Source organism: Ihubacter massiliensis, assembly GCF_024125305.1.
GTDB lineage: Bacteria > Bacillota > Clostridia > Peptostreptococcales > Anaerovoracaceae > Hominibacterium > Hominibacterium faecale.
In genome coordinates, this window is sequence record NZ_JAMXVH010000001.1 from 2771363 (window position 1) to 2797668 (window position 26306).

At 49.6% G+C, this 26306-nt stretch carries 22 protein-coding genes; 11 read left to right on the top strand and 11 right to left on the bottom strand.

Translation table 11 applies throughout. The annotated features are described in order from the left end of the window. Window positions 1-47 precede the first annotated feature (47 nt). From purB to NIA71_RS12910, 7 genes are all read left to right on the top strand, one after another. On the top strand, window positions 48-1475 hold the full coding sequence (gene purB / locus NIA71_RS12880) for an adenylosuccinate lyase (RefSeq protein WP_253020596.1): 1428 nt from the start codon (window positions 48-50) through the stop codon (window positions 1473-1475). Between the two features lie 76 nt (window positions 1476-1551). Beyond that, window positions 1552-2847 carry an adenylosuccinate synthase gene (locus NIA71_RS12885; protein ID WP_148398760.1) on the top strand — a complete coding sequence of 432 codons (1296 nt, stop codon included), beginning with the start codon at window positions 1552-1554 and terminating at the stop codon, window positions 2845-2847. A gap of 49 nt (window positions 2848-2896) precedes the next feature. Continuing rightward, window positions 2897-4033: an alanine racemase gene (gene alr, locus NIA71_RS12890; protein WP_148398762.1), complete on the top strand. Its 1137-nt coding sequence runs from the start codon at window positions 2897-2899 to the stop codon at window positions 4031-4033. Between the two features lie 52 nt (window positions 4034-4085). Next, on the top strand, window positions 4086-4712 hold the full coding sequence (locus NIA71_RS12895; RefSeq protein WP_253020597.1) for a TetR/AcrR family transcriptional regulator: 627 nt from the start codon (window positions 4086-4088) through the stop codon (window positions 4710-4712). A 17-nt stretch (window positions 4713-4729) separates the two neighbouring features. Further along, window positions 4730-5158 (top strand): DUF4430 domain-containing protein, encoded by a 429-nt coding sequence (locus NIA71_RS12900; RefSeq protein WP_148398766.1) that lies wholly within the window; start codon window positions 4730-4732, stop codon window positions 5156-5158. Between the two features lie 365 nt (window positions 5159-5523). Then, complete coding sequence (locus tag NIA71_RS12905) at window positions 5524-6144, top strand: LysE/ArgO family amino acid transporter (protein ID WP_253020598.1); 621 nt, start codon at window positions 5524-5526, stop codon at window positions 6142-6144. Between the two features lie 232 nt (window positions 6145-6376). Beyond that, the gene (locus tag NIA71_RS12910) at window positions 6377-9001 is read left to right on the top strand and encodes a cation-translocating P-type ATPase (RefSeq protein ID WP_253020599.1); all 2625 of its coding nucleotides are present in this window, start codon (window positions 6377-6379) and stop codon (window positions 8999-9001) included. A gap of 71 nt (window positions 9002-9072) precedes the next feature. On the opposite strand, the gene abc-f is transcribed toward NIA71_RS12910, so the two are convergent. From abc-f to hutH, 11 genes are all read right to left on the bottom strand, one after another. Continuing rightward, window positions 9073-10548: a ribosomal protection-like ABC-F family protein gene (abc-f, locus tag NIA71_RS12915; protein WP_253020600.1), complete on the bottom strand. Its 1476-nt coding sequence runs from the start codon at window positions 10546-10548 to the stop codon at window positions 9073-9075. A 295-nt stretch (window positions 10549-10843) separates the two neighbouring features. Beyond that, window positions 10844-11815, bottom strand: coding sequence for a P1 family peptidase (locus NIA71_RS12920; protein ID WP_253020601.1), 972 nt, complete (start codon window positions 11813-11815; stop codon window positions 10844-10846). A gap of 2 nt (window positions 11816-11817) precedes the next feature. After that, on the bottom strand, window positions 11818-12384 hold the full coding sequence (locus NIA71_RS12925) for a 2-oxoacid:acceptor oxidoreductase family protein (RefSeq protein WP_148398346.1): 567 nt from the start codon (window positions 12382-12384) through the stop codon (window positions 11818-11820). Then, window positions 12381-12596, bottom strand: coding sequence for a 4Fe-4S dicluster domain-containing protein (locus tag NIA71_RS12930; RefSeq protein ID WP_148398344.1), 216 nt, complete (start codon window positions 12594-12596; stop codon window positions 12381-12383). The genes NIA71_RS12925 and NIA71_RS12930 overlap by 4 nt, the downstream gene beginning before the upstream one ends. A gap of 4 nt (window positions 12597-12600) precedes the next feature. Beyond that, window positions 12601-13413: a thiamine pyrophosphate-dependent enzyme gene (locus tag NIA71_RS12935; protein WP_148398342.1), complete on the bottom strand. Its 813-nt coding sequence runs from the start codon at window positions 13411-13413 to the stop codon at window positions 12601-12603. Continuing rightward, window positions 13406-14608, bottom strand: coding sequence for a 2-oxoacid:acceptor oxidoreductase subunit alpha (locus NIA71_RS12940; RefSeq protein ID WP_148398340.1), 1203 nt, complete (start codon window positions 14606-14608; stop codon window positions 13406-13408). Before NIA71_RS12940 ends, NIA71_RS12935 begins: the two co-directional genes overlap by 8 nt. Window positions 14609-14686: 78 nt before the next feature. Next, window positions 14687-15583: a glutamate formimidoyltransferase gene (gene ftcD / locus NIA71_RS12945; RefSeq protein WP_148398338.1), complete on the bottom strand. Its 897-nt coding sequence runs from the start codon at window positions 15581-15583 to the stop codon at window positions 14687-14689. A gap of 16 nt (window positions 15584-15599) precedes the next feature. After that, window positions 15600-16229, bottom strand: coding sequence for a cyclodeaminase/cyclohydrolase family protein (locus NIA71_RS12950; protein ID WP_253020602.1), 630 nt, complete (start codon window positions 16227-16229; stop codon window positions 15600-15602). Next, complete coding sequence (gene hutI, locus NIA71_RS12955; protein WP_148398334.1) at window positions 16226-17455, bottom strand: imidazolonepropionase; 1230 nt, start codon at window positions 17453-17455, stop codon at window positions 16226-16228. Before hutI ends, NIA71_RS12950 begins: the two co-directional genes overlap by 4 nt. 222 nt (window positions 17456-17677) lie before the next feature. Further along, window positions 17678-19699 carry a urocanate hydratase gene (locus NIA71_RS12960; RefSeq protein ID WP_148398332.1) on the bottom strand — a complete coding sequence of 674 codons (2022 nt, stop codon included), beginning with the start codon at window positions 19697-19699 and terminating at the stop codon, window positions 17678-17680. 14 nt (window positions 19700-19713) lie between these two features. Further along, a complete protein-coding gene (gene hutH / locus NIA71_RS12965) occupies window positions 19714-21249 on the bottom strand; it encodes a histidine ammonia-lyase (RefSeq protein WP_253020603.1) in 1536 nt (511 codons plus the stop codon). Between the two features lie 637 nt (window positions 21250-21886). Between hutH and NIA71_RS12970 the strand changes: the two genes are divergently transcribed. Genes NIA71_RS12970 through NIA71_RS12985 form a run of 4 tightly spaced genes read left to right on the top strand, consistent with a single transcriptional unit; the run spans window position 21887 to window position 26296 of the window. Next, window positions 21887-22858: a biotin--[acetyl-CoA-carboxylase] ligase gene (locus tag NIA71_RS12970; protein WP_253020604.1), complete on the top strand. Its 972-nt coding sequence runs from the start codon at window positions 21887-21889 to the stop codon at window positions 22856-22858. A gap of 10 nt (window positions 22859-22868) precedes the next feature. Next, entirely contained in the window at window positions 22869-23426 is a 558-nt protein-coding gene (locus tag NIA71_RS12975; RefSeq protein WP_148398327.1) for a biotin transporter BioY, read from the top strand. A 26-nt stretch (window positions 23427-23452) separates the two neighbouring features. Continuing rightward, a complete protein-coding gene (locus NIA71_RS12980) occupies window positions 23453-24580 on the top strand; it encodes a glycoside hydrolase family 3 N-terminal domain-containing protein (RefSeq protein WP_253020605.1) in 1128 nt (375 codons plus the stop codon). Between the two features lie 21 nt (window positions 24581-24601). Continuing rightward, window positions 24602-26296, top strand: a complete 1695-nt coding sequence (locus NIA71_RS12985; protein ID WP_253020606.1) for an AAA family ATPase — start codon at window positions 24602-24604, stop codon at window positions 26294-26296. Window positions 26297-26306: the final 10 nt, after the last annotated feature.

Sequence of the window (26306 nt, forward strand, 5' to 3'; positions counted from 1 at the left end):
CTGTACTCGGTGTTTTAGCGAATAAAATAGGGAGGAGATTTTAATATATGAAAAACTATAACAGCCCTTTATCCGAACGGTATCCCAGCAAGGAAATGAAGTATCTTTTCTCTCCGGAAATGAAATTCAGAACCTGGAGAAAATTGTGGATCGCCCTCGCCGAAGCTGAAAAAGAGCTGGGGCTCGATATCACCCAGGAACAAATAAATGAGCTTAAGGCCCACGCCGATGATATCAACTACGATGAGGCCAGGCAGCGGGAAGCCATCGTGCGTCACGACGTCATGTCCCATGTGTATGCTTACGGTGTTCAATGTCCCAAGGCAAAGGGGATCATTCATCTGGGAGCAACATCTTGCTATGTGGGCGACAATACGGATCTGATCATCATGGCCGAAGGCCTCAAGCTGATCCGCACAAAGCTGATCAATGTCATCGCAAAGCTCTCACAGTTTGCAGATAACTATAAATCGCTGCCAACTCTGGGTTTCACCCATTTTCAGCCAGCTCAGCCAACGACGGTAGGAAAACGGGCAACCCTATGGATTCAAGACCTTCTTATGGATTTATCCGATGTGGAATACCTGCTAAGCACGCTGCGCCTCTTGGGCTCCAAAGGAACCACCGGCACCCAGGCCAGCTTCCTGGAGCTGTTTGACGGCAGCAGGGAAAAGGTAAAGCAGCTGGATCAGCTGATCGCGGAAAAAATGGGTTATGAAGGCTGCTACCCGGTTTCCGGGCAGACCTATTCCAGAAAAGTAGACAGCCGCGTTCTCAATGTACTCAGCGGAATCGCCCAGAGCGCCCATAAATTTTCCAATGATATCCGCCTCCTGCAGCACTTGAAAGAAGTCGAAGAACCCTTTGAAAAGAATCAGATCGGTTCTTCCGCCATGGCCTATAAGCGCAATCCTATGCGCAGTGAACGGATCGCGGCCCTGGCCAATTACGTTATGTCCGACGCTATGAACCCGGCGCTGACGGCTGCAACCCAGTGGTTCGAACGAACACTGGATGATTCGGCCAACAAGCGGCTCAGCATGTCGGAAGGCTTTCTGGCCGTTGACGGAATCCTGGAGCTGTACATCAATGTGGCATCGGGACTGGTCGTTTATCCAAAAGTCATCGAAGCCCGTCTGATGAGCGAGCTTCCTTTCATGGCTACGGAAAACATCCTCATGGACGCTGTCAAAGCCGGCGGCGACCGCCAGGAGCTCCACGAACGAATTCGCACCCATTCCATGGCCGCGGGCAAAGTGGTTAAGGAGGAAGGCAAAGAAAACGATCTGCTGGATCGAATCGCTGCTGACTCCGCCTTCAACATGACAAAAGACCAGCTGCAGAGCCTTATGAAGCCGGAAAATTTTGTAGGCTGCGCACCTGCCCAGACTTCCGAATTTCTGGAACAGATGGTCAACCCGGTACTTGAAAAAAATAAGCATTTGCTCGGCATTTCTGCCGAAATCAACGTATAACGCAAACGTTCGATAAAGCTCGGGCCGCATCAATTGCAGACCCGGCCCTCAGAACAGATAAAGGAGATAGTTTTAAATGGTAAAAGCAATAGTTGGCGCCAATTGGGGCGATGAAGGAAAAGGGAAAATCACGGATATGCTGGCAAAGGAATCGGATATTATTGTCCGTTTTCAGGGCGGAAGCAACGCAGGCCACACAATCGTCAACGATTACGGCAAATTTGCGCTCCACATGCTTCCATCAGGCGTCTTTTATGACCATACCACCTGTGTTCTCGGTAATGGCGTGGCGCTGAACATACCTTACCTTTTTAATGAAATCAAAGAAATCGTAGATCGGGGCGTTCCGGCGCCGAAAGTGCTGGTTTCCGATCGCGCACAGATTTTGATGCCTTATCATATTCTCTTCGATCAGTATGAAGAAGAGCGGCTGGGCGGCAAATCCTTCGGTTCCACCAAGTCGGGAATCGCACCCTGCTATTCTGACAAATATGCAAAGATCGGCTTTCAGGTCAATGAGCTGTTTATGAATGAAGCAGATCTGCGGGAAAAGCTGGACGGGATCTGCCAGCAGAAAAATATTATTCTGGAGCATTTATATCATAAACCGGCGCTGGATGTGGATGAGCTCTTTAACACCCTTTTGGAATATCGGGAAATGGTTCGCCCCTATGTATGCAATGTTTCTTCCTATTTATACGGCGCAATTAAGGAAGGAAAAAAGATCTTGCTGGAAGGCCAGCTGGGCGCCCTCAAGGATACGGATCACGGCATCTATCCTATGGTTACCTCATCTTCCACCCTGGCAGGATACGGCTCCATCGGCGCCGGAATCCCGCCTTACGAAATCAAGGAAGTAATGACGGTCGTCAAAGCTTATTCCAGTGCAGTAGGCGCGGGCGCTTTTGTCAGCGAACTCTTTGGAGAAGAAGCTGATGAACTGAGAAAGCGCGGCGGAGACGGCGGCGAATACGGCGCTACCACCGGCCGGCCCCGCAGAGTGGGCTGGTTTGACGCAGTAGCCACCCGCTACGGATGCAGAATGCAGGGCGCCACAGAGATTGCCCTCACTGTACTGGATCCGCTGGGATATTTGGACGAAGTTCCGATCTGCGTCGGATATGAAGTGGATGGAAACGTGACAAAAGAGTTTCCCCACACCACTGATCTGTACCGTGCAAAACCGATTTTAAAAAAGCTGCCCGGCTGGAAGAGCGACATTCGCGGGATACGGGAATTCGACCAGCTGCCTCAGGCATGCCAGAATTATGTCAACGAAATCGAAAAGGAAATCGGTTTTCCGATTACTTATGTTTCCAATGGGCCTGGCAGGGACGACATCATCAAACGTAAATCGCTCATACAGCTTTAACAGCAAAGGTTGGCGACCGCCCTATTACAAATTTTTAGGAGACTGAACGATGTATAAAGACGCGATCCGATCCGCCTGGGTTGAGATTAATTTGTCCAATCTGGACTACAATATTAAGAATATCAAAGCCAAAGTGGGGAATCATGCGGATATTATCGGTGTGATCAAAGCGGACGGCTACGGTCACGGCAGTGTGCAAACGGCAGAGGTGCTTCGCAGAAACGGGGTTAAGACCTTTGCTGTGGCCGCCCTTTCGGAGGCGATCAAACTTCGAGAAAGCGGGGCTGGTGAGGAAATCATTATCCTGGGCCTGACTCCCGACTTGTACGCGGATACCCTCATCACTTATGACCTCACACCGGTTGTGTGCAGTGCGTCCAATGCACAGGCTATATCACAGGCTGCGAAAAACGCAGGAAAAACGGTCGAAGGCCTGGTGGCCATCGATACCGGTATGGGGAGAATTGGCTATCTTCCTCAAGATCCTGACACCATTGGGGATATTAAAAGGATCGATTCGCTGGAACATTTTAAGATCAAGGGGATTTTTTCTCACTTCGCCACTGCTGATGCTTCGGATAAAACCTATGCAAAAGAGCAGGAGCGGCGATATAATGATTTTTGTGCCAAACTGACCGCCGCCGGAGTGAAGGTTCCTATGCGTACTTTTGCTAACAGTGCGTCTGTGATGGAATTGCCTTCTGTATACTATGACGCGGTACGCCCTGGGATTATCCTTTACGGCTGCTATCCCAGCGCAGAGGTGGATAAAAGCCAGCTTTCCATTAAGCCGGCCATGTCGGTAAAGGCAAATATTATTCATTTGAAGAAGGTGCCTGAAGGTACCACCATAAGCTACGGCAGAGCCTTTACCGCTGCCCGGGAAAGCCTGATCGCCACATTGGCCTTGGGTTATGCCGATGGACTTCCCCGTCCTTATTCGCAGGTAGGAAAGGTCATTGTCAATGGAATGTTGGCCCCAATTGCCGGAAATATCTGTATGGATCAGTGCATGGTCGATGTGACGGATGTACCGGATGTAAAGTTGGGGGATGAAGTGATCATCATGGGTTCTGACGGGCAGAACACGATTCTAGCAGATGATATCGGCGATGCTACTGGGACGATCAATTATGAGATTGTCTGTGCCTTTGGACAGCGCCTGCCGAAAGTCTATATTGAATAAAAACATAAACGGAGGTAAGATAAAAATGGGTAGGGGAACTAGAGAAAAAATAATGGAACTAGCAATCGATATGTTTAATGAAAAAGGCGCCACGAATGTGAGCACCGTTCAGCTTTCTCATGAAATGAACATCAGTCCGGGCAACCTTTACTATTATTTTGATAATAAAGAGCATCTGATCCGCACCATTTGGCTGGAAATGCTGACGCCAAAAATTGAAGAGCTTTTTAACCAAGCTGACCTTGAGACCAGTGAGGAAGGCTTGATGGATTTTTTTCTGCAGCTTTCACGGATCACATATGATTATCGATTCTTTTATCTGGAACTTTCCGCCATGCTGGTTAATGATCCGGAGCTGCGCCGACTATACAGGGAACAAGCGGACAAGCTGATGCAGCGAATCGACAAGATTATGCAGGCCTGGACAGAAAACGGAATCATGGATCCGATCGAACCTGTTGCAAAAAAAATGCTGATACAAAATTGTTGGACTTTGTCTCAGACCAGCATTACTTATGTTACAATTCTTGCTTACAGCGCATCGGCACAGGAAGCCTGTGATAACATCATTCAGCATCTATACGCTTTAATAAGGCCTTATTTCTCAGATAAAAGCCATGCTAAATTGCAGCAGCTCTTTGCTGAGAACAATCTGGACTTTCATAAATATGCACAGTAAAGATAAAGGAGCAACCTATGAAACATGTTAATACAAAAAAAATGACAGCGCTGGCGCTTGCTTTTCTTTTGATCCTGTCCTTATCCTCATGCGGCGGCGATCCTTCCGATGACGGAAGTGATGTCAATACGATCAACGTGACCATGAGTATTCTTTATCCGGAAAGCCAACAAAAGGAGAACTTGATAGACTATAGTATGCAGATTCAGGAGGATGCTACCGTAATGCAGATTCTAGAGTCCTATTCCAACCAGGAGGGTGTCAATATCGAGGTTAACACCTCCGATGCAGATGCCCCTTATGTGACTTCCATCAATGATGTGAATGCAGACGGCACAAGCCAGTGGGTTTGTGAAATGAACGGAAAGAAAAAAATAACCAAGGAAATCTCAGAATACGAAGTGAAAGACGGCGATAAAATCGTGTGGAAATACGAAGCACCATAAAAAATCGACAAAAAGTAACAAATTCTTAAATAAAATTAATATTTTTTGAATTTCTTCATAATCCCATCACAAAACATGGCTATAATTGAAAATGTAGATAGGGACATAGAAACATTGTTTCTATGCGAACTTTCCTTCTTTTATTGAATACACACAATACACACTTGTAAAACACCTTGGTCCCCCCAGGGTGTTTTACTTTTTTGGAAAAAGGAATTATTTGGTCAACCCATAACTTGCCGGAATTAAGTTTTGGGTAAATTTTTTAAAAAAAGTGAAATCTCTTTTCGCTTTTTTCCCGAACCCCCACACCCTATCCTCAAACCGCAACCGCCCCGCAGCAAAAACAACACAGGAGACTTCATATGATTTATTTTTTACAGGGCCTGACAATGGGACTGGCCTATGTAGCCCCCATTGGCCTGCAAAATCTTTTCGTCATCAATACGGCCTTGACGCAAACAAGAAGCCGTACATACATAACGGCTTTCATCGTCATTTTCTTCGATATTACATTAGCCCTAGCCTGTTTTTTTGGAGTAGGCGCTATCATGCAGCATTCCCGCCTGCTGTCCCTGATCGTCCTTCTGATCGGCAGCATCATCGTTATTTACATTGGAATCAGTCTGCTCAGAAGTAAAGATTCTATGGAAAAAGGACGGGATGTGGATATCCCCATACCAAAAGTCATTACAGCGGCCTGCGTCGTTACCTGGTTCAATCCACAAGCCCTGATTGATGGAAGTATGATGCTTGGAGCCTTCAAAGCTACCCTCCCCTCTGACCAATCAGCTGCGTTTATAATTGGTGTGGCCTGTGCTTCATGCTGCTGGTTCTTAGGTTTATCCACTGTCATCACCTGTTTCAGCGCCAAGATTACGCCCAAAGTCCTGAGAGTGATCAATTTGATCTGCGGAGCAGTCATTATCTTTTATGGGGTCAAGCTGGGCATCTCTTTTGTACAGCTTTTTTGGCAAATTTTTTAATTATTGGTTGACAAAAACAGCCCGAGCCGATAAGATGAATATAGAAATAAAAGGGAGTAGCCGGCGCCGTCAGGCGTTTACGACATCGTCAATCCCGATGAGGCCATCGCCTTATCCGGTTCGTAATGAAACAGCAAGACTTTTATTGCATGGTTTATATGCAGTAAAAGTCTTTTTTGATTGTATATATTCCCTGCAAGATCTGCAAAATAAGGTGGAGAAAGGAATTTATATGCAAGACTATTATAAAATGACAGGCCAGCAGGTCCGGGAGGCTGTCAACGGAACGGCAGAGCCGCTGAGCGACAGCCAGGTTCAGGCCAATGTTGAAAAATTCGGACCCAACGAACTGGCGGAAGAAAAGAAAAAATCAATTCTTCGTATTTTTCTGGAGCAATTTAAAGATTTTCTGGTCATCATCCTGATTGCGGCGGCCATTATTTCCGGAGCCCTCAACGATCTGGAAAGTGCGCTGGTTATTCTGGTCGTAATTACCATAAACGCAATTTTGGGAACCGTTCAGACCGTAAAGGCTGAGCAATCGCTCACTGCGTTAAAGGCCATGTCCGCGCCGGAAGCCAAGGTTCTCCGGGGCGGACGCGTGGTCCAAATTCCCTCCCGTGAAGTCACGGTAGGCGATCAGATTTTTCTGGAAGCCGGTGATTTCGTACCGGCTGATGGAAGATTGCTGGAAAACGCAGGCCTGAAAATAGATGAAAGTGCCCTGACAGGGGAGAGCCTGGGCGTGGAAAAAGATCTCGCGCCAATCGAGAAAGAAGCGGCATTGGGAGACCGGATCAACATGGTTTATTCTGGCAGCTTTGTCACTTACGGCCGAGGCTCCTTCCTTGTCACTTCAATTGGTATGGAGACCGAGGTGGGCAAAATTGCCACTCTGCTCAAGACCACATCAGAGAAAAAGACCCCGCTTCAAATCAATCTGGATAATTTCGGGAAAAAGCTTTCGATTTTAATTCTGATCTTTTGCGGAATCCTGTTCGGCCTCAGCGTTTATCGGGGAGAATCGGCTGGAAACGCCTTTCTCTTTGCGGTTGCTCTGGCTGTAGCCGCCATACCGGAAGCCCTCAGCTCCATCGTTACCATCGTCTTATCCTTTGGCACGCAAAAGATGGCCAAAGAACATGCCATAATACGAAAGCTGCAAGCCGTGGAAGGGCTGGGCAGCGTTTCGGTCATCTGTTCGGATAAAACAGGAACTTTGACCCAGAATAAAATGACTGTGGAAGATTATTACGTGGAAGGCCGGCGGATTCCGGCAGCGGAAATCGATACCGACGATCCGGCGCAGATGCAGCTTCTTGTTCACAGCGTGCTCTGCAATGACTCCACGATAGATGAAGAGAAAGAAATCGGCGATCCGACGGAGACCGCGCTCATTCATATTGCTTGCAAGGTGGGAAAAGATTATGCGGCCATACGGTCGGATTCCCCCCGCTTCAGCGAAATTCCCTTTGACAGCGACCGCAAGCTGATGTCCACATGCCATCAATTAGAAGGTAAATCACTCATGGTTACCAAGGGAGCCGTAGACGTTCTGCTCAAACGGATTTCCCATATTCAAGAGCATGGCAAGAGCCGGAGTGTTACTGACCAGGACCGCAGTGCGATCGAAGAACAGAATATGGAATTTTCACGAAACGGCCTGCGGGTGCTGGCCTTCGCATATAAAGAAGTGGCGGAAAACTTTGAGCCGGGGACTGAGGATGAAACAGACCTTACCTTCCTAGGCTTGATTGCGATGATGGATCCGCCGCGGGAAGAATCCATGGCTGCCGTAGCAGAATGTATTGACGCCGGTATCAAACCAGTGATGATTACAGGGGACCACAAGATAACGGCTGCTGCCATTGCAAAGCGGATCGGCATTTTGAAAGATGATTCCGAAGCTTGCGAGGGGGCTTCCATCGACCATATGTCCGACGAAGAGCTGAAGAGCTATGTCGAGAAAATTTCTGTTTATGCACGGGTTTCGCCTGAGCACAAAATCCGCATAGTCCGTGCCTGGCAGGAGAAGGGCAACATTGTAGCCATGACCGGAGACGGTGTCAACGACGCTCCGGCGCTCAAGCAGGCCGATATCGGCGTTGCCATGGGCATTACGGGCAGCGAAGTTTCCAAGGATGCGGCTTCCATGGTCCTGACCGATGATAATTTTGCCACCATTGTGAAAGCAGTGGAAAACGGCCGGAACATTTATCAGAATATCAAACATTCGATTCAGTTCCTGTTGTCCGGCAATTTTGGGGCGATTTTGGCAGTTTTGTATGCTTCCATCGCAGCGCTGCCGGTACCCTTTGCACCGGTCCATCTGCTGTTCATCAATCTGCTGACCGATAGCCTTCCGGCGATCGCTCTGGGGCTGGAACCTCATACCAAGGATTTGATGAAGGAAAAGCCGCGGCCTTCCAACGAATCGATTCTGACCAAATCCTTCCTGACTAGAATCGGCGCCGGCGGACTCTCCATTGGCATTACCACAATGATCGCCTTTCTGATCGGCTTCCACGGTGTATTTACTGCTGCCGGTGAGGGCAGCGCATTGCTGGGCAGCACCATGGCTTTCGGTACTTTATGCACAGCCAGATTGTTTCATGGGTTTAACTGCAAATCCAACAAACCGGTGGTCTTTACCTCCAAGGTATTCAATAACGTTTATCTCATCGCCGCCTTTTTCATCGGTCTCATACTCATCACCGCAGTATTGACCATTCCGGGGCTGCATGAAATCTTTAAGGTTCAGACACTGGCACTGCCCCAGCTGTTCACCGTATACGGGCTGGCCTTTATCAATATTCCGGTCATCCAGCTGTTCAAGCTGATTAAAATAAAAAACTAAGGGGTTTTATATAAAAAAAGATCCGGCATGGCGGCTGCCTTCCGGATCTTTTTTGCTGCCGTCTAAACTGATTAGCGTCCCAGCGCTATGGTTCCTGTGGCCGCTTTTTCAATAAAGGCCAGATCGTGTTCTACCAGCAGCATGGTCGGCTGCGCGGCCAGAATCAATTCTTCGATCTGCATTCTGGAAAAGAGATCGATATAATTAAAGGGTTCATCCCAGATATACAGATGAGCGCTCTGGCATAAGCTTCTGGCCAGCATGACTTTTTTCTTTTGCCCCCGGCTGAACACTTCCATGGGTTTGTCAAACTGTTCTTTGGAAAAATCCATCTTGTTGAGAATGGCCTTAAACCGGCTTTCGTCGATTTTCCACATGCGGGCATATTCCCTCAGAGTTCCTGTCAGCAACCCGGTTTCCTGAGGAACATAGGATATCATCAGCCTGCTGCCAATGTGCAGTTCCCCGGTATAATCCAGGGGTTCCCCTGTGATCAGCTTGAGGATACTGGTTTTTCCGCTGCCGTTGGGCCCTGTCAAAAGAATTCGCTCTCCCTGACAGATCTGTGCTGTTACTGGACCGCACACCGGCTGGTCCTGGTAGTATATGGCCAGATCATTCATCGTTATTAGGCTTTGAGTATGATATTGCAACGGTTCCAGTTTGAGAGAAAAGATTTTTTCCACATCTATAAGTAGGGTTTTCTTTTTCTGAATCGCTTTGTCTTTTCTGCTTTCAGCAGCTTTCGAGCGCTTCATCATCTTAGCGGCCTGATGCCCAATATAGCCTTTATCCGGCTTTAATCCAGATACTTTGTGCCCTTTTTTCGTTTTCTCAATTTTGTCCGACCATCCGGCCGTTTGGCGGGCAGCCTTTTCCAATTTATTAATCTCACGCACCTGCTTCTTATGCTCATCCCGCTCATAGGCATCCCGCTTTTGACGGTTCTCATACCAGGACGAAAAATTCCCTTTTTGAATCTCAATCGTTGCCCGATTAATGGCAAGAATATGGTCCGTACAAGCGTCCAGTAAGGTCCGATCATGGGAGACGAGAATGAAGCCCTGTTTTTTATTCAAATATGCGCCCACCTGCCTCCGGGCTTGAATATCCAAATGGTCCGTCGGCTCGTCAATTAAGAGAAAACAATTTTCCCGCGCGAAGAGCACCGCCAGCATAACCCGGGTTTTTTCGCCTCCGGACAAGGTCTGAATCGGCCGGTAAAGCAGTTCCTCTTCCGTTCCCATGAGGGAAAGCTCCCGCTGAACTTTCCATAACGGCACGCCTTCCGGAATCAGTTCCATGGCCATCCAAGTGTCCTCCTTGATCTCCATCGGAAAGTAAGCAAAATTTCCATCCGACGAAATCGTTCCGCTGTACGGGTATTCTCCCATCAGCAGTTTGAGAAGGGTCGTTTTTCCCTTCCCATTTCTTCCCACAAGTCCCAGCTTCCATGTGCTGTCCATGCGCAGGGATACCTGATGAAAGATCGTATCATCGCTGCCTTCGTAGGCAAACGTTAAGTTTGAAAGATTGATCAGTGACATGCTGCACCACCTCCTGTATGCAAAAAATCCGCAGGAAAGTCAATTCCTGCAGATCATAACAGCCATGCAGCGCCGCCGAATGGGCGGGCAGACACAGAGAGGCGGCACACCTTAACATTGGCGTTCCGCGCATATTATGAAAATGCGTTCAGATGGTAACTTTCCTGCTTACAGGCATAACAAAACAAGCACTGTCTCATTATGCATTCTAATGTTAGCAAGAAAAATTACGCATCTTTTCACCTCAATTCTTTTTTGTTACCAAAAGGCATTGTAACACACGCCGCCGATTTGGTCAACGATTTGCGTCTCTTTCTTTCAACAGATCCTTTGCCGCCGGAAGTCCATAGGCGGGGTCTGCCGCAAAGACGGCCCTTTTAATGGCCTCCGCAGTCACCTGGGCTGCCAGAGTTCCCACCCCGTTAATATCCGCCGTCACATCGCCTGTTGACAAAGCGTAGATGGTATCGCCATCCGCTTCCGTGTGGACCGGCCGAATGGCTCTGGCGTATCCATTCTGTGCCATGGCCGCAATTTTGTTCATCTGCCCTTTGTTGAACCTGGCGTTGGTGATCACAGCGCCGATGGTGGTGTTGCCGGTGAAGAGATCTTTCACTTGACCGCACTGCTTATACATTTCTTCTTCCGTAGAAAGGTAGCCGTCTTTCTCCTGGTTGAGCAGGCCCGCGATCTGCTGTCCAGTCCGGTAATCAAAGATATCCCCCAGGGCGTTGACTGCCACAATGGCTCCGATCTTCAACTCACCCAGCTGCACCGCATAGCTGCCGATCCCGCTCTTCATCATAAATTCCGTGCCTTTGTATTTGCCGACTGTAGCGCCGGTACCCGCGCCGTAGTTGCCATCCTGATAACTGCCGCTGCAGGCTCTGTATGCCATCGCCTTATCGGGGCGAACCCGTTTGCTTACCAGCTGCAGATCAAAGAGACAGGAACAGCAGACCAGAGGCACCTTGGCAACGCCTGTGTCCACGCCCACATTCTTTTGCTCCAGGTATTCCATGACGCCCCCTGCCGCATCCAATCCAAAGGCGCTGCCTCCGCTGAGCAGTATGGCATGGATCTTATCGGCGGCAGCAACCGGGTTAAGCAGCTCGGATTCCCTGCTGGCCGGGCCGCCGCCCCGCACGTCGATTCCTGCCGGCGCTCCCTTCTCACATAAGATCACAGTGCATCCAGTGGCATTTTCCCGGTCCTCTGCGCTTCCAATTTTTATATCTTCAATGTCTATAATTGATATTTCTTTCAAATTCATTCTCCTCGCATAGCTCCTTCCAGCTCACCTCTCCGCAGGAGTTCCAGTTTCATTTCCTGGTAGCCCCTCCCGTAGGCCACCAAATTCATCCCCGCGATACTGGCTGCGAAATTATTCATAATCTCTTCCTCCACAGTTGGATAATGCAGCTTGGGGAGTAATTTGGTGAGAGCACCCAGCATAACCATGTTGATGACAAACGGTTTTCCCATTTCCTCAGCAATTTGCGTAGCACGGACTCGGTAATAGGATGGATTGTCTGCATCCACCAGGGTGCTGTTGATCAATACGATAGCATCCGGTTTGACCGTGCCAATATAACGGTCGAATCCCATTTGATTAAAAGCGATGAACACATCCGCCCGGTCAACTTTCATGTAATCAATATTTTCATCCGATATCACCACTTCCGCCTTGCAGGCGCCGCCTCTTGCTTCTGGCCCGTAGCTTTGGGTCTGGGAAATATTGTAATCCTCTCCAAGTCCGTAGGCCTTGGCCAGCAGTACCGACGAAAGGATGACTCCCTGACCTCCCGCTCCTGCAAATCGCACATTGAGTCTCATGTATCCGCCTCCTCTTCCACATTGATCGCTCCATCCGGGCAGAGCCGCTCGCACATCCGGCAAAGGATGCAGTTTTCCGCTCCCAAAATATCCGGCATATTGGTGCCGTAATTGTTCCGCTTCTTAGAATGGATAAAAATTTTCTTGGGGCATACTGTCAGGCAAATATCGCATCCTTTGCAGCAAGCCTTATCCACTGTGATCATAGCCATGGCTCTATCCTCTCTTTATACCCTGGGAGATCAGCTTCTTGTTCACCTTCTGTATGTACTCCTCAGCGTTTTTATCATATTTCAGTGTGCCGATGGGGATCTTCCCCTCTGCGATTTCCTTTCCTTCTTTATATGAATCGGTTTTTTCTCTATAATATTTCAAGATTTTGGCCGGCTCTTTCTCTCCATAAACGCCCTTTCCGGCCTGCACCGGACATTGGCAGAGAACCTCGATGAAGGAAAATCCGCAGTGTTCCATTCCCTCGCGGATCGCTTTAGCCAGCTGCACCGGATGGGCGGTGGTCCACCTGGCTACGTAACTGGCGCCCATGGTCATTGCCAGCTTGCAGCCGTCGATGGGCTCGTCGATGCTGCCGAAAGGCGTCGTTTTGGTGATGGAGCCTTTGGGTGTGGAGGGGGATTTCTGGCCGCCGGTCATGCCATAGATATAGTTATTGGCCATAACCACGGTCAAATCGATATTCCTGGCTGACGCATGGAGTAAATGATTGCCGCCGATGGCCAGGCAGTCCCCGTCGCCGGTGAACACGAGAATTTTTTTGTCCGGCTGGGCCAGTTTGAGCCCCTGGGCAAAGGCCAGGGCCCTGCCGTGCATGGTATGCATGACATCCAGCTTATAATAGCAGGGAATCCAGGATGAGCAGCCGATTCCGCTGACACAGGCCACTTCCTCCTTGATTCCCAGCTTGTCAATGGCATCGATGGCTGCATACTGGATGATGCCATTGCCGCAGCCGGGGCAAAAAAGGGTGGGCAGCAATTCGGTTTTAATATACTTTTTATACAACTTATTCATGGACCCCCGCCTCCTTTAAAATTTCATCTAAAATTTCATGGGGCGTATGAATGTCGCCGCCGCTCTTGGGCATGGATATGACATGCTTATCTTTTAAAGCCCGTTCCACTTCCTGGCAATACTTACCCACATTCATTTCCGGCACGATGACCAGTTCCGTGTTTCGGGCCGCCCGCTTCAGCTCTTCTTCCGGGAACGGCCACAAAGTGTTGACTTTGACCAGCCCCACCTTAAGATGACTGTAATCAGTACGCATGGTGGCCGGCACACCCCGTTTGACCAAATCTCTAAATACCCGCAGCTTAGGCAGGATGCGCTCATCCTTAATTCCCCTGGCCAATTTAACCGCATCGGCCGCCGGCCGCGCTACCGATCCATAGGCGACGATGGCGATATCGGCGTCCTCCATACAGTAAGTTCGGATATCGGCGATTCGATCAGCGTTGTCCTGTATTTTTTTATTAATATTGCGGATGAATTGTCCGCTCTTCTCAGCCACGTGGCCGATCCTGCGTCCCCATTCATCGTGGAGCTGGCCTTCAACCAGAGAGTTCTGCCCTTGGAAAAAATCAGCGTGGGGCGAAACCACGTAGGTTCCTTTTCCGGTCTTAATATTCTTTGAGCCGTCGTGAATGGTAATCTTTTCTCTCATGTGCCCGACCACTTCATCGGACAGTAGGATAACGGGAGTGCGGAACTGTTCCGCCAGTTCAAAAGCCCGCACAGTAAAATCGTACATTTCCTGCACAGAAGAAGGGGAAAGGGCGATGATGCCATAGTCCCCATGGCTGCCGTATCTGGCCTGATAAACATCCTCCTGGGAGGATAAGGTGGGCTGTCCGGTGGAGGGTCCTCCCCGCTGTACGTTGACGATCACAATGGGCGTCTCGGTCACAGCCGCATAGCCGATGGCCTCCTGCATCAAGGTATATCCCGGACCGGAAGTCGCGGTCATGGCTTTTTTGCCGCCCCATCTGGCGCCAATGATTGCGCATGCGGATCCGATTTCATCCTCCATCTGAATGAAGGCCCCTCCTGCCTTCTGCATTTCTGAGGACATCAGTTCTATAATTTCTGTGGAAGGGGTGATGGGGTAGCCGGCAAAAAACCGGCATCCCGCATAGAGAGCTCCCTTTGCGCAGGCTTCATTTCCCTGCAGTACAACTTTTTTTGGATCGCTGGCGTTTAGTTCCATAACAAACCTCATTTCGCCTTTCAGATATCAGGGACGGCTCCGCTCCGTCATGGCAGAGCAGGTTCTTTTACTACTATATCACAACAAATGGTTTTCAATAACCTGTACGTCCGGTTTAAAGTCCTCAATCTGTAAATAATATTCGGCCGCGTCGAAAAGAGCCTGCATTGGAGTGAGTCCGATCAGCTCCGTTCCAATAACAGCGACGCCATAGCGGGCCGCTTCCGCTTTGACCAGTTCATTGACCCGATACAGGGGGGTCACTGTGAAATCGGTCATGTTGATGGATACCTGGGCGATGTTTCTGTCCTCCAGCATTACGCCCATGGCCTTTACACAATCCAGACCACCGCCGGATTTGCGGATGATCTTGGCGATTCTGCTGGCAATTTCCAGATTATCGGTTCCCAGATTGATGTTGTAGGCGATGAGCGGCGGCCTTGCTCCTACGCAAACGGCTCCGCCGGTGGGATGAATCCTCTGGCCGCCGAAATCCGGGATCCAATCCGGGTCCTTGACCTTATCGGCCATGCCCTCGAACTGTCCTTTGCGGACCTTGGCCAGATTCTCCCTGTGGGGCGCGGCAGCTGACCGCTCATATAAAAATACTGGAAGATCCGCCTCTTCAGCAATCCGTTTTCCCACTTTCTGAGAAAGAGCCACGCACTCCTCCATCGTTGCCTCTTTTATGGGGATGAAGGGCATCACGTCAACGCATCCCATGCGTGGGTGTTCACCGGTGTGTTTGGTCAGATCGATCAGTTCCACTGCTTTTTTCGCCAGTTTGACGCTGGCCTCTTCACACGCCTGGGGGCTTCCCATATAGGTTATGACGCTGCGGTTATGGCTGGGATCGGATGAATAATCCAGCAGGGTGCATCCCGGTGTGCTGCGGATCTGGTCCACACACGCTTCGATGACTGCCTGGTCTCTTCCTTCGCTGATGTTTGGTACGCTTTCGATAATCTTTGCCATTGTTTTCCTCTCCTTTTTATAACTGGTTTAAAATTTCATCATACAGCTCTCTTGCCATGGTCTGGGCATCGTCGTAGATCGTTTGTCCGCCCTTTTCGAAGGCTGCCGCCTTATCCTCGTCCTTGACCCCCGGCAGATTGATTTTTACGTTGAGCCAGGCTCCCTTGATCGCCGCCATCAGGTTTAGGATGGAAACACCCAGGTCGCTGGCCGCGTTGGGGTTGGATCTGCCCACCATGGTTTTTGCCAGCATCATACCCTCATACGCATATTGCATGACATTGTAAGGCACTTCGGTGGCCGCCAGGGTTGCATCGGCAATGGCCTTGCTTCTGGCCGCTTTTTCTTCCGGCGTAGTTTTGGGCATTTTGAAGGCGTTGGAAACCAGGTTAAAAGCATCCGTATCCTTGTCAATGGCAGCGGTCAGCTCTCGATACAGCTCACTGCCTCTGCGTTTGGCCGTCTGGCAGACATCCTGGTACTTAGCGTATTTTTCTTTGCCGATGGTCAAATCGGCGACCATCATGAACAGGCCCACTGCCTGGGCTCCGGCAAGGGCGCTGACCGATCCGCCTCCCGGCGCCGGTGCGTCCGATTTGAGTACATCCAGATATTCGCTGACTTTTAAGTCGATTAATTTCATCATACCAATTCTCCTTTTTTAATTACTTGCAGGGCCATGTTGGAACCGAAGCGGTAGCAGAGCATTTCCATGTCAGGCGCATCCCAAATAACCAGGTCGGCCTGTTTGCCCGCTTCCAGGGTTCCCACCTGACTGCCCCTCCCGATGGCGCAGGCCGGATTGATGGTCACTGCTGTCAGAATCTCCTCCGGTGTCATCTTGTATCTCAAGTATCCCAGATTCATTGCCAGCTGAAGGTTGAGGGACGGACAGGAACCCGGGTTAAAGTCGGAGGCGATGGCTACTGGAATTTCTCTTTGGATCAGCTCTCTGGCCGGCGCATAGCTTTTTCCCAGGTAAAAAGAGGTAGCGGGCAGGAGCATGGCTGTCGTCTTTGCCGCGGCCATGGCTTCCATTCCTTTTTCCCCGATGGCGATCAAATGCTCGGCAGAAATGGCTTCCATCTGTCCGGCCAGCTGGGAGCCGCCGATCTCTTCGATTTCATCGGCATGGATTTTCAGGCCCAGTCCGTTCTCCCGGGCGCACCTTAGATACCTGCGGCTCTGCTTTACGTCAAAGACCGAATCCTCGCAGAACACATCGCAGAATTCGGCCAGGCCGTGTTCCTTTACATAAGGAATCATTTCCCTGCACAAAAGGTCGATATAGGCATCGCCCCGTCCTTCATATTCCGGAGGCACCGCATGGGCTCCCATGAAGGTGGCAACTAAGTCCACCGGATGGGAGTCATTCAGCTCCCGGATCACCTGGAGCATCTTGACTTCCGTATCCAGATCCAGGCCGTAGCCGCTCTTGGCTTCGCAAGTGGTCACGCCCAGGCTCAGCATCTCATCCAAAAATCCTCTGCTCTTTTGATACAGTTCGTCTTTGGAAGCTTCTCTGGTTTTCTGAACCGTATCGAGTATTCCGCCTCCGGCGCGGAGGATATCCAGATACCCAGCCCCCTTCAGCTTGAGTGGTATCTCTGCCTGGCGGTATCCGCCGAACACCAGATGGGTGTGGCCTTCCACCAGGCCGGGGGTTACCAGATTGCCCTGGGCATCGATGACCACATCCGCCTCTTCCTGGGGCAGGGTCCCATTTGATGTAATCTCCTTGATCCGGTCGTCTTCAATCAAGACTGCCGCCTGATCCAGCTTTTGGTTCTCACCCTGCTTTGCTCCGTAATGGCTGCAGCTCCCCAGAGGGGTTTGCAGCCGCCCGATATTTTTTATCAATAGTTTGCTCATAAATGTCTCCTAATTGTCTCTTTTGCCTGGATCGGTGTGTTTGATGTGGCCCGCCAGCCCATAAAATTTACACGAATTCCACCAAAAATTTCCCATCTTCATTACGGTAAACCAAAAAGTGGTGGCAGCGCCGTACTTCATGGTAAAAATAGTATAGCACGCCGACCAATTGCTACGGCGCTGCCGAGAGCGATTTCTAAAATTGTCGAATTGATAAAAATACTATACATATTTCTTCACAACTCCGTTCACCAGCTGATCATCAGCGATATAGGGGATGGTGATATGGCCGCTGCCGCCATAATTTTCGTTGTATGCGACGGATGTTTCCAGAGCGTGCTGGTTTCTGGCCCAGTTTCTCCTGGCAACGCCGCCCATGACATCCCACATCATCGCCGAACGGATGATTTCATCCACGCGCTCGCTGCCGTCCAGAACCAGGCCGAATCCGCCGTTAATGGCCTTGCCGATTCCTACGCCGCCGCCGTTATGGAGCGCGCACAGGCTCATTCCCCTGGCCGCATTTCCGGCAAAGCACTGGACTGCCATATCCGCCATGACGTTGCTCCCGTCTTTAATGTTGGCCGTTTCCCGGAACGGGGAGTCTGTGCCGCTTACATCGTGATGGTCTCTGCCCAGCATGACCGGTCCAATTTTTCCTTCCCGCACCAACTGATTGAAACGAAGGGCAATCCTGGTCCTTCCTTCCGCGTCCTGATAGAGGATCCTGGCCTGGGTTCCAACCACCAGCTTATTGGCTTTGGCATCGCGGATCCAAACCCAGTTGTCCCGATCCTGGAACCGTCTATTGGGGTCGATGCAGTCCATGGCCGCTTGGTCGGTGGCATCCAAGTCCTCCGGTTTTCCCGACAGGCACACCCACCGGAACGGTCCGTATCCGTAGTCGAAGAGCATGGGGCCCATGATATCTTCCACATAGGACGGCCAGATAAACCCATCCTTTTCATCGTGTCCGTTCTTGGAGATTTCCTTTACGCCGGAATCATAGATGGCTTTCATGAAGGAGTTTCCGTAGTCAAAGAAATACGTGCCTTTTTGGGTCAGAGCCTTGATTGCGCGGAAATGTCTGTGGAGCGATGCATCTACTTTTCCGCAGAAAGCCTGTCTGTCCTCATGGAGCAATTGGGTTCTCTCTTCAAAAGTCAGCCCTGCGGGACAGTATCCGCCGTTATAAACATTATGACAGGAAGTCTGGTCGGAGAGAAGATCTATTTTGAAGTTTTTTTCAACAGCGGCTTCCAGCAGATCGACAATATTGCCGTGATAGGCGATGGAGATGCTTTCTTTGGCTGCCAGCTTTTCTGCGGCCAGCTGGAAAACTTGGGAAAGATCATCCAGAATCACATCCACCCAGCCCTGGTCATAGCGGGTCTGAATCCTGGAGCGATCCACTTCGGCGAAGATGCCCACGGCCCTGGCAATGTTGGCTGCTTTAGGCTGAGCGCCGCTCATGCCGCCCAGACCAGATGATACGAATAGATGGCCGGTCAAATCGCCTTGTTCCGGGACCCCCAGATATTTTCGCCCTGCGTTGAGGATGGTGTTGAAGGTGCCGTGAACGATGCCCTGGGGGCCAATGTACATCCAGCCTCCGGCTGTCATTTGCCCATAATTAGCCACGCCCATCTCTTCGGCAATCTCCCAGTCGTCCAGATTATCAAACATACCCACCATCAGGGAGTTGGTGAGTATGACCCGGGGCGCCGTGGGCTTTGAAGGGAACAGTCCCAGCGGATGTCCCGATTCCACCACCAGAGTCTGGTTTTCCGTCAGTTCCTCCAGATACTTTTTAATCAATCGGTATTGGAGCCAATTCTGACATGGCTGTCCGGTTTCACCGTAAGTAACCAGCTCATAGGGATACAATGCGATTTCAAAGTCCAGGTTATTGTCAATCATCACCTGAAAGGCTTTTCCTTCCAAACAGTTTCCTTTGTATTCATGGATGGGCTTTCCGTAAATTCGTCCCTGAGGCCGGTAGCGATAGGCGTAAATTCTGCCGTAGGTCACCAGCTCCTCCATGAATTCCGGCGCCAGGGTTTCATGGAGCTCTTCGGGCACGTAACGAAGGGCGTTTTTCAGCGCCAGCCTGGCCTGCTGCTCGGTCAGGCGAAAACCTCTGTCCGGCGCTCTTCGCCTTCCCTCTTCAAATTCGGGATATTCGGGCAAGGTATTGTCCAGTTTGATCGTCATTGCACCTGCAATGGTTTTATTATCCAACATAATTTCCTCCTATCTTATCTCAACGGCCCGGTTATCCGTTCCGCCGCTTCTGCGATTTCATTCTTCTTGATCATTTCATCGAATTTGACCAGCTCATCGTGCATGATCACATCCCGGTCCACAGGATCGACTGTTTTTCGTATGTGATCGTAAACGCTTCTTGTGGCCGGGGCCAGGCCGGCAATCCCCCGCTCGCCCCTCAGCCAGATGCCCTGGGAAGCGGCGAAGAGTTCGATCCCAAGCACCTTCTGTGCATTGTCCAGTATCATGGCCGCCGTCCTTGCGGCAGTGGTGCCCATACTCACGTGGTCCTCCTGATTGCCTGAGGAAGGGATCGAATCCACGCATGCGGGATGGGCGTATATTTTATTTTCGGAAACCATGGACGCTGCTGCATACTGAGCGATCATGAACCCGGAGCATACGCCGCCATGCTTGGTCAAGAAGGGTGCCAGCCCTTCAGACAGCTGGGGATTGATCAAGCGTTCGCTGCGCCGTTCGGAAACGCTGGCAAATTCCGATATGGCCATTTTCAGAAAATCAAAGGCGAGGGCCATGGGCTGTCCGTGGAAGTTTCCTCCTGATATAACCTCGTCCTCATCGGGGAAAATCAGCGGATTGTCAGTAACCGCATTGATCTCTCTGGTCACTGCTTCGTATACGTACTCGATGGCGTCGCGGGATGCACCGTGGATTTGAGGCACGCATCGCAGTGAGTAAGGATCCTGAACCTTGTTGGGATTCACGACCTTTGCGTTGCGGCTGCCTTCAAGGAGCAAAAGCAAGTTAGCCGCCGAATCCTGCTGGCCCTGGTGTCCCCTTACCTGATGCACCTTAGGATCATATGCTTTTTTAATTCCCCTCAGGGCTTCCGCTGTCATTGCAGCGGTAATATCAGCTGTTCTGGCAAGGTTTTGCGCATCCCAAAGGACGTTGATTCCAATGGCGGTCATCACCTGGGTGCCATTGATTAAAGCCAGACCTTCCTTGGCTGCCAGCTCTACCGGCTGTATGCCCGCCAGTTTCATCGCTTCTCTGCTGGGCAGAATCTGTCCCTGGTATTCCGCCTGGCCCTCGCCGATCAAAGTCAGCACCATGTGGGACAATGGCGCAAGGTCTCCGCTGGCGCCCAGCGAACCTTTTTCCGGAATCTGCGGATGAACGCCTTGATTGAGCATGGAAAGAAGCGTATCCAAGGTCTGAGGCCGAATCCCCGAGTTACCCCTTGCAAGGGCGTTGCAGCGCAGCAGCATTACGGCCCGCACTGCTTCTTTGGGCAGCATATCTCCCATTGCGCAAGTATGGCTGATAATGAGATTTCTCTGCAAATCGGCGGTCTCTTCTTTTGAAATCAAGGTATCGGAAAACTTTCCGAAACCAGTGGTCAGGCCGTAGATCACCGCCCCCTCTTCCAATTTTTTGTCCACGTAGTCCCGGGCCTTTTTTACCGCTGCCCTGGCCTCCAGGGAAAGCTCTACCGGTTCTCCTTTTCGCGCTACGCGGATCACTTCATCAACCGTCAAATTTTGTCCATCAATTACGATTGCCATAGTTTTTCTCCAATCTAATGTCCGTTTTAATTTTTACAAATTATTATAAATAAATATTCATAACCAATTTGTACAACATTTTCGATCATTTTTTCCTTTTCCAGCCTCATTATCCAAAGGCCTCAGCCTTTTCGCTGCGACTGCTTTTTCAGTCATTGGTAAGTATAGTATAATAAAAAAGCCGATTTTTTTCTACTGTTTTTTTAAGAATCCTTTGTATTTGTATGTTTTTAATTTGCGCAAATTACCGGCAGGTCTATAGCAAACTTGTTGTTTTCTTATATTATTGCGTTAAAACATTATCCCTTTACAGTGAATAATTATTAAAGTCAGACAATTCAGGAATTGTCTTTGGCCGCGGAGCAGCTTCTACGCAGACCTTGGGCATCCCTTGTACAAGCTGTAGCCTTGACTTTCAGTGATCCTCAGGCTTGGTTGAATCCAACAAGGTCCACAGTTGACATCCTCATCGGCTTCCTTTAAACTGTAAGATGCAGGCTGGGACGGGGAAGCGGCCTGACGATTTGTATGGCACAGTAACTTTAGCAGCGAGCGCAAAGAGGCTGTTGCATTAAAGCTAATTTGGCGCACGCGGCCGCCCCAAATCAATCCGGGGCAGAACTGGAGGAAATCGCCCATGACCGTGAAAGAATACGTTCTAAAAGCACTGGAAGAAAACAAAGGAAACTGCCTTTCCGGAGAAGCTCTGGCAGAAGAAATCGGAGTCTCCCGGGCAGCGGTGCACAAAGCCATAAAAGCGCTTCGGGAAGAAGGTTATGATATCGAAGCAGTAACCAACAGAGGGTACAGCCTGTCCGCCAGCAGCGACATGCTTTCCGCCCAGGGCATCGCCGCCCATCTGGCGCCTCCTTATAGGGATCTGCCGCTGCATGTATTTAAGACTGTGGATTCTACCAACAATGTGGCGAAAAAACTGGCTGTCGACGGCGCGGCCCACGGTACCGCAGTTCTTGCTTTTCATCAGAGCAGCGGCAAAGGGCGGCTGGGCCGCACCTTTATTTCACCTGCAAACACTGGCATCTATATGAGCGTCCTCTTAAAGCCGCTCTTTGATATGAGCAAATCGGTCCTCATCACCACAGCCGCTTCCGTTGCCGTCGTGAGAGCCATTGAAAAAGTCTGCGGCCTTGCTCCCCAAATCAAATGGGTTAACGATATTTATGTCAACGGAAAAAAAATATGCGGCATTCTGACCGAGGCGATCACTGGCTTTGAAACAGGACAGATCGAATATTTGATTGTCGGCATCGGCATCAACTGCAGCACCAAGGAGTTTCCTGAGGATTTGCTGGAAATTGCAGGTGCTTTAGAAGGGGCCTTTTCGAAAAACCAGCTGGCAGCAGAAGTGCTCAACCAGCTCCTGCCCCTTATGGATCATATGGAGGATCGCTCCTTTATCGATGACTACAAGATCCATTCCATGGTCATCGGAAAGACCGTTACCGTCTATAAAGGGGGGTATTCCCCGAAAACGTCCGGAAAGCAGGCGCGGGTTCTTAATATCGACCAAAATGGAGGGCTGGAAGTTCTCTATTCCTCCGGAGAGCGGGAAACCCTGTCTACCGGGGAAATCTCCATTCGAATGTGAGGAATCATACATGGAAAAATACTCGAAAACAGCCAACTTGATGCTCTGCGCGCTCTTTGCCGCTTTAACCGCGGTTTGTTCCTTTATTTCGATTCCCCTGCCGTTCACACCAGTGCCTGTCAATTTGGCCACACTGGCCGTTTTTCTGGCAGGCGGACTGCTGGGATACAAATATGGCACCATCAGTCAGCTGGTCTATATCGTTCTCGGCGCTGCCGGCGTCCCTGTTTTTCATAATTTTACAGGAGGCGTGGGGATTCTCGCCGGTCCCACAGGCGGATACATCATCGGCTATGCAGCCGCAGCTTTTTTGGCGGGAGCTGTCATCCACCTGGCGAAAAAAAAGGATTCTTTCCTGACCCTGGCAGGCGCCATGCTCGTCGGCCTGGCATCCTGTTATTTGCTGGGAACCATTTGGTTTATGGTGTCCAGCGGTTCAGGACTTTTTGTCTCCCTTGCCGCCTGCGTCATCCCTTTCCTCCCCGGTGACGGGCTGAAAATTGTCGCAGCTTGTCTTTTGATAAAAAAGCTCAGGCCTGTTCTTGCCAGGTCATTTGTGTTAAAATAAACTCATCTAAGAGAGGTGGGTATTTGGTGAGAAAACGAATAATAGCAGTTGCTGCTTTTGTTATCTTGGCAGGAGCGGGGCTTTTTTTGGTTCCCGGAATGCTGGGGGCTGCTTCTGATGATTCTGTTCCCGCGGAACAGCAAAGCAGCGCCGCAAAAATTTTAAAATCAATGACGCTGGAAGAAAAGGTGGGTCAGATGTTCCTTGTCTGCGTTTCAAGCAGTACGGCCAGCAAGGATGACATTGCCGCTTACCATCCGGGCGGCTACCTTTTTTTCGCGGACTTTTTCAAAAGCCGTGACTGGGATTCAGCCAAGGAGGCGATCGCTTCTTATCAGAAAGCGTCTGCGATCCCCATGCTGATGGCCGTGGATGAAGAAGGTGGAACGGTGGTGAGGGTGAGCAAGTTTCCGGCTTATAGGCCAGCCCCCTTTGATGCGCCGGGAGATATCTATCAAAGAGGCGGATTGGAAGGGCTCCGCGCAGATGCCAGGGAAAAATCAGACCTGCTGCTTTCTCTGGGGATTAACGTGAACCTGGCTCCGGTATGCGATATGACCGAGGATAAGGAGGACTTCATCTATCCCCGCACATTGGGCCAGGACAAAGGTAAGACTGCCGATTATGTGTCGGCGGTGGTCGAGGAGATGAATGCTAAAAAAATAGGCTCTGCTCTGAAACATTTTCCAGGGTATGGCGGAAACGCGGATACCCATACAGGAATTGCTGTGGACCATCGTTCCTATGAAGCCTTTGTCTCCGGGGATTTTTTGCCTTTTGAGGCGGGAATCGCCGCCGGAGCCCCCTGCGTACTCATGAGCCATAACATTGTCTCATGTATGGACGCGGACAAACCGGCATCCCTGTCCCAAAACGTGCATAACATCCTGAGAAAGGAATTGGCTTTTGATAAGGTGATCCTGACCGATGATCTGAGCATGGAAGGCGTACAGGGATATTGCGGCGGAGATAATATTGCCGTGGCTGCGGTGAACGCCGGCAACGATCTTCTTTGTACGGCTGACTATAAGGAGCAGATCCCTGCCGTCTGCCAGGCAGTGAAAAGCGGCAAAATTTCAATGGAGCAAATCGATCAGTCGGTTCTCCGGGTCCTGCAATGGAAAGAGGACCTGGGCTTACTGGATGACATATAATGTGGACAGGAGGGTCGCACAGTGGAAAAAAAGCAAATTGTAATAGGCTACGAAGATTTTCGGGAGTTGATTGAAAAAGGATATTATTATGTAGATAAAAGTCACATGATTAAGGAACTGTTGGACCGTACTGATAAGGTGAACCTGTTCACACGACCCAGACGATTTGGAAAAACATTGAACCTTAGTATGCTTCGCCGTTTTTTTGAATTTGAAATGGACGAGGATGGAGAGAAAATAGATAATAGGAACCTATTTGAAGGTCTTAAAATCAGCTCCTGCGGGCAAACCTATTTGTCCCATCAACAGCAATACCCAGTCATAAACCTATCCCTTAAATCTGCAAAGCAACCAAATTATAGTTTAGCATACACCATGTTAAAAAGAGAAATTGCGGCGGAATATGATCGGCATCGTTATGTACTGAGCTGCCAAAAGCTAACGGAAAAAGAAAAGGATCAATATCAAGGAATCATGGGCTTGGGAAAAGATCCGGCGCTTTATATTGATTCCCTTAAATTTTTATCCGCTTGTCTCTCAAAGTACCATAGCGAGAATGTAATCATCCTGATCGATGAATATGACGTTCCGTTAGAAAACGCATGGGCTTCAGGTTTCTATGAAGAGATGATTACATTTATTCGCTCCCTATTTGAGTCTGCTCTGAAGACGAACCCTCACCTGGAATTCGCAGTGATTACCGGATGCCTGCGCATAAGCAGGGAAAGCATTTTTACTGGCTTAAATAATTTGGCAATACACTCCATCTTAAGCCCTGGCTATACAGACGCTTTTGGATTCACGGAGAATGAGGTAAAACGGATGCTTACCTATTATGAACTAGAGGATAAATATCCGGAAGTGCAAAGCTGGTATGATGGCTATCGATTTGGTCAACAAGAAATCTATAATCCCTGGAGCATTATCAACTATGTGCAGGCTGCCACCATAGACCATGAATCCTTTCCAAAGGCATATTGGTCCAACACATCATCAAATAGTATCATTCGGGAACTAGTTGATGATGCGGACCTGGAGACAAAAGCAGAGATTGAGTCTCTAATTTCAGGCAATACGATTGAAAAACCAGTACACGAAGACATTACTTATGGGGAAATACATAAGTCAAAGGATAATCTCTGGAATTTCTTGTATTTTACCGGCTACTTGAAAAAAATAGATGAGCGTAAGGATGGAAGAAAAATATATCTTACATTGGCAATCCCAAACGAAGAAATCATATCCATTTACGAAGATACGATTCTGGCTTGGTTTGATGAAAAAGTTCAACAGACTGATTTATCCACTTTTTTTACTGCAATCGAGTCAGGCGACTGCAAAACCTTTGGCCGTATCCTTTCCGGATTATTACTGGAGACGATTAGTTTCTACGACTATACAGAAAATTATTACCATGGGTTTCTGGCCGGGCTGCTCAAGACTTCAAAAGAATATCGAGTTTATTCCAACCGGGAAAGTGGCACTGGGCGGCCAGACTTGATCATGAAGACACCTACTGTCAGGGATGGAACAGCCGTAATTTTTGAACTAAAAGTGACAGATGAATATCATAAGATGGACGAACTGTGTCATGCCGCGCTCAAACAAATTGCGGACCGGGATTTTGCGGCAGCATTAAGAGCCGAAGGATATCAAGAGATCAAGAAGTATGGTATATGTTTCTATCGAAAAGAGTGTTTGGTGGTAAAAGAGTAAATACCATCTA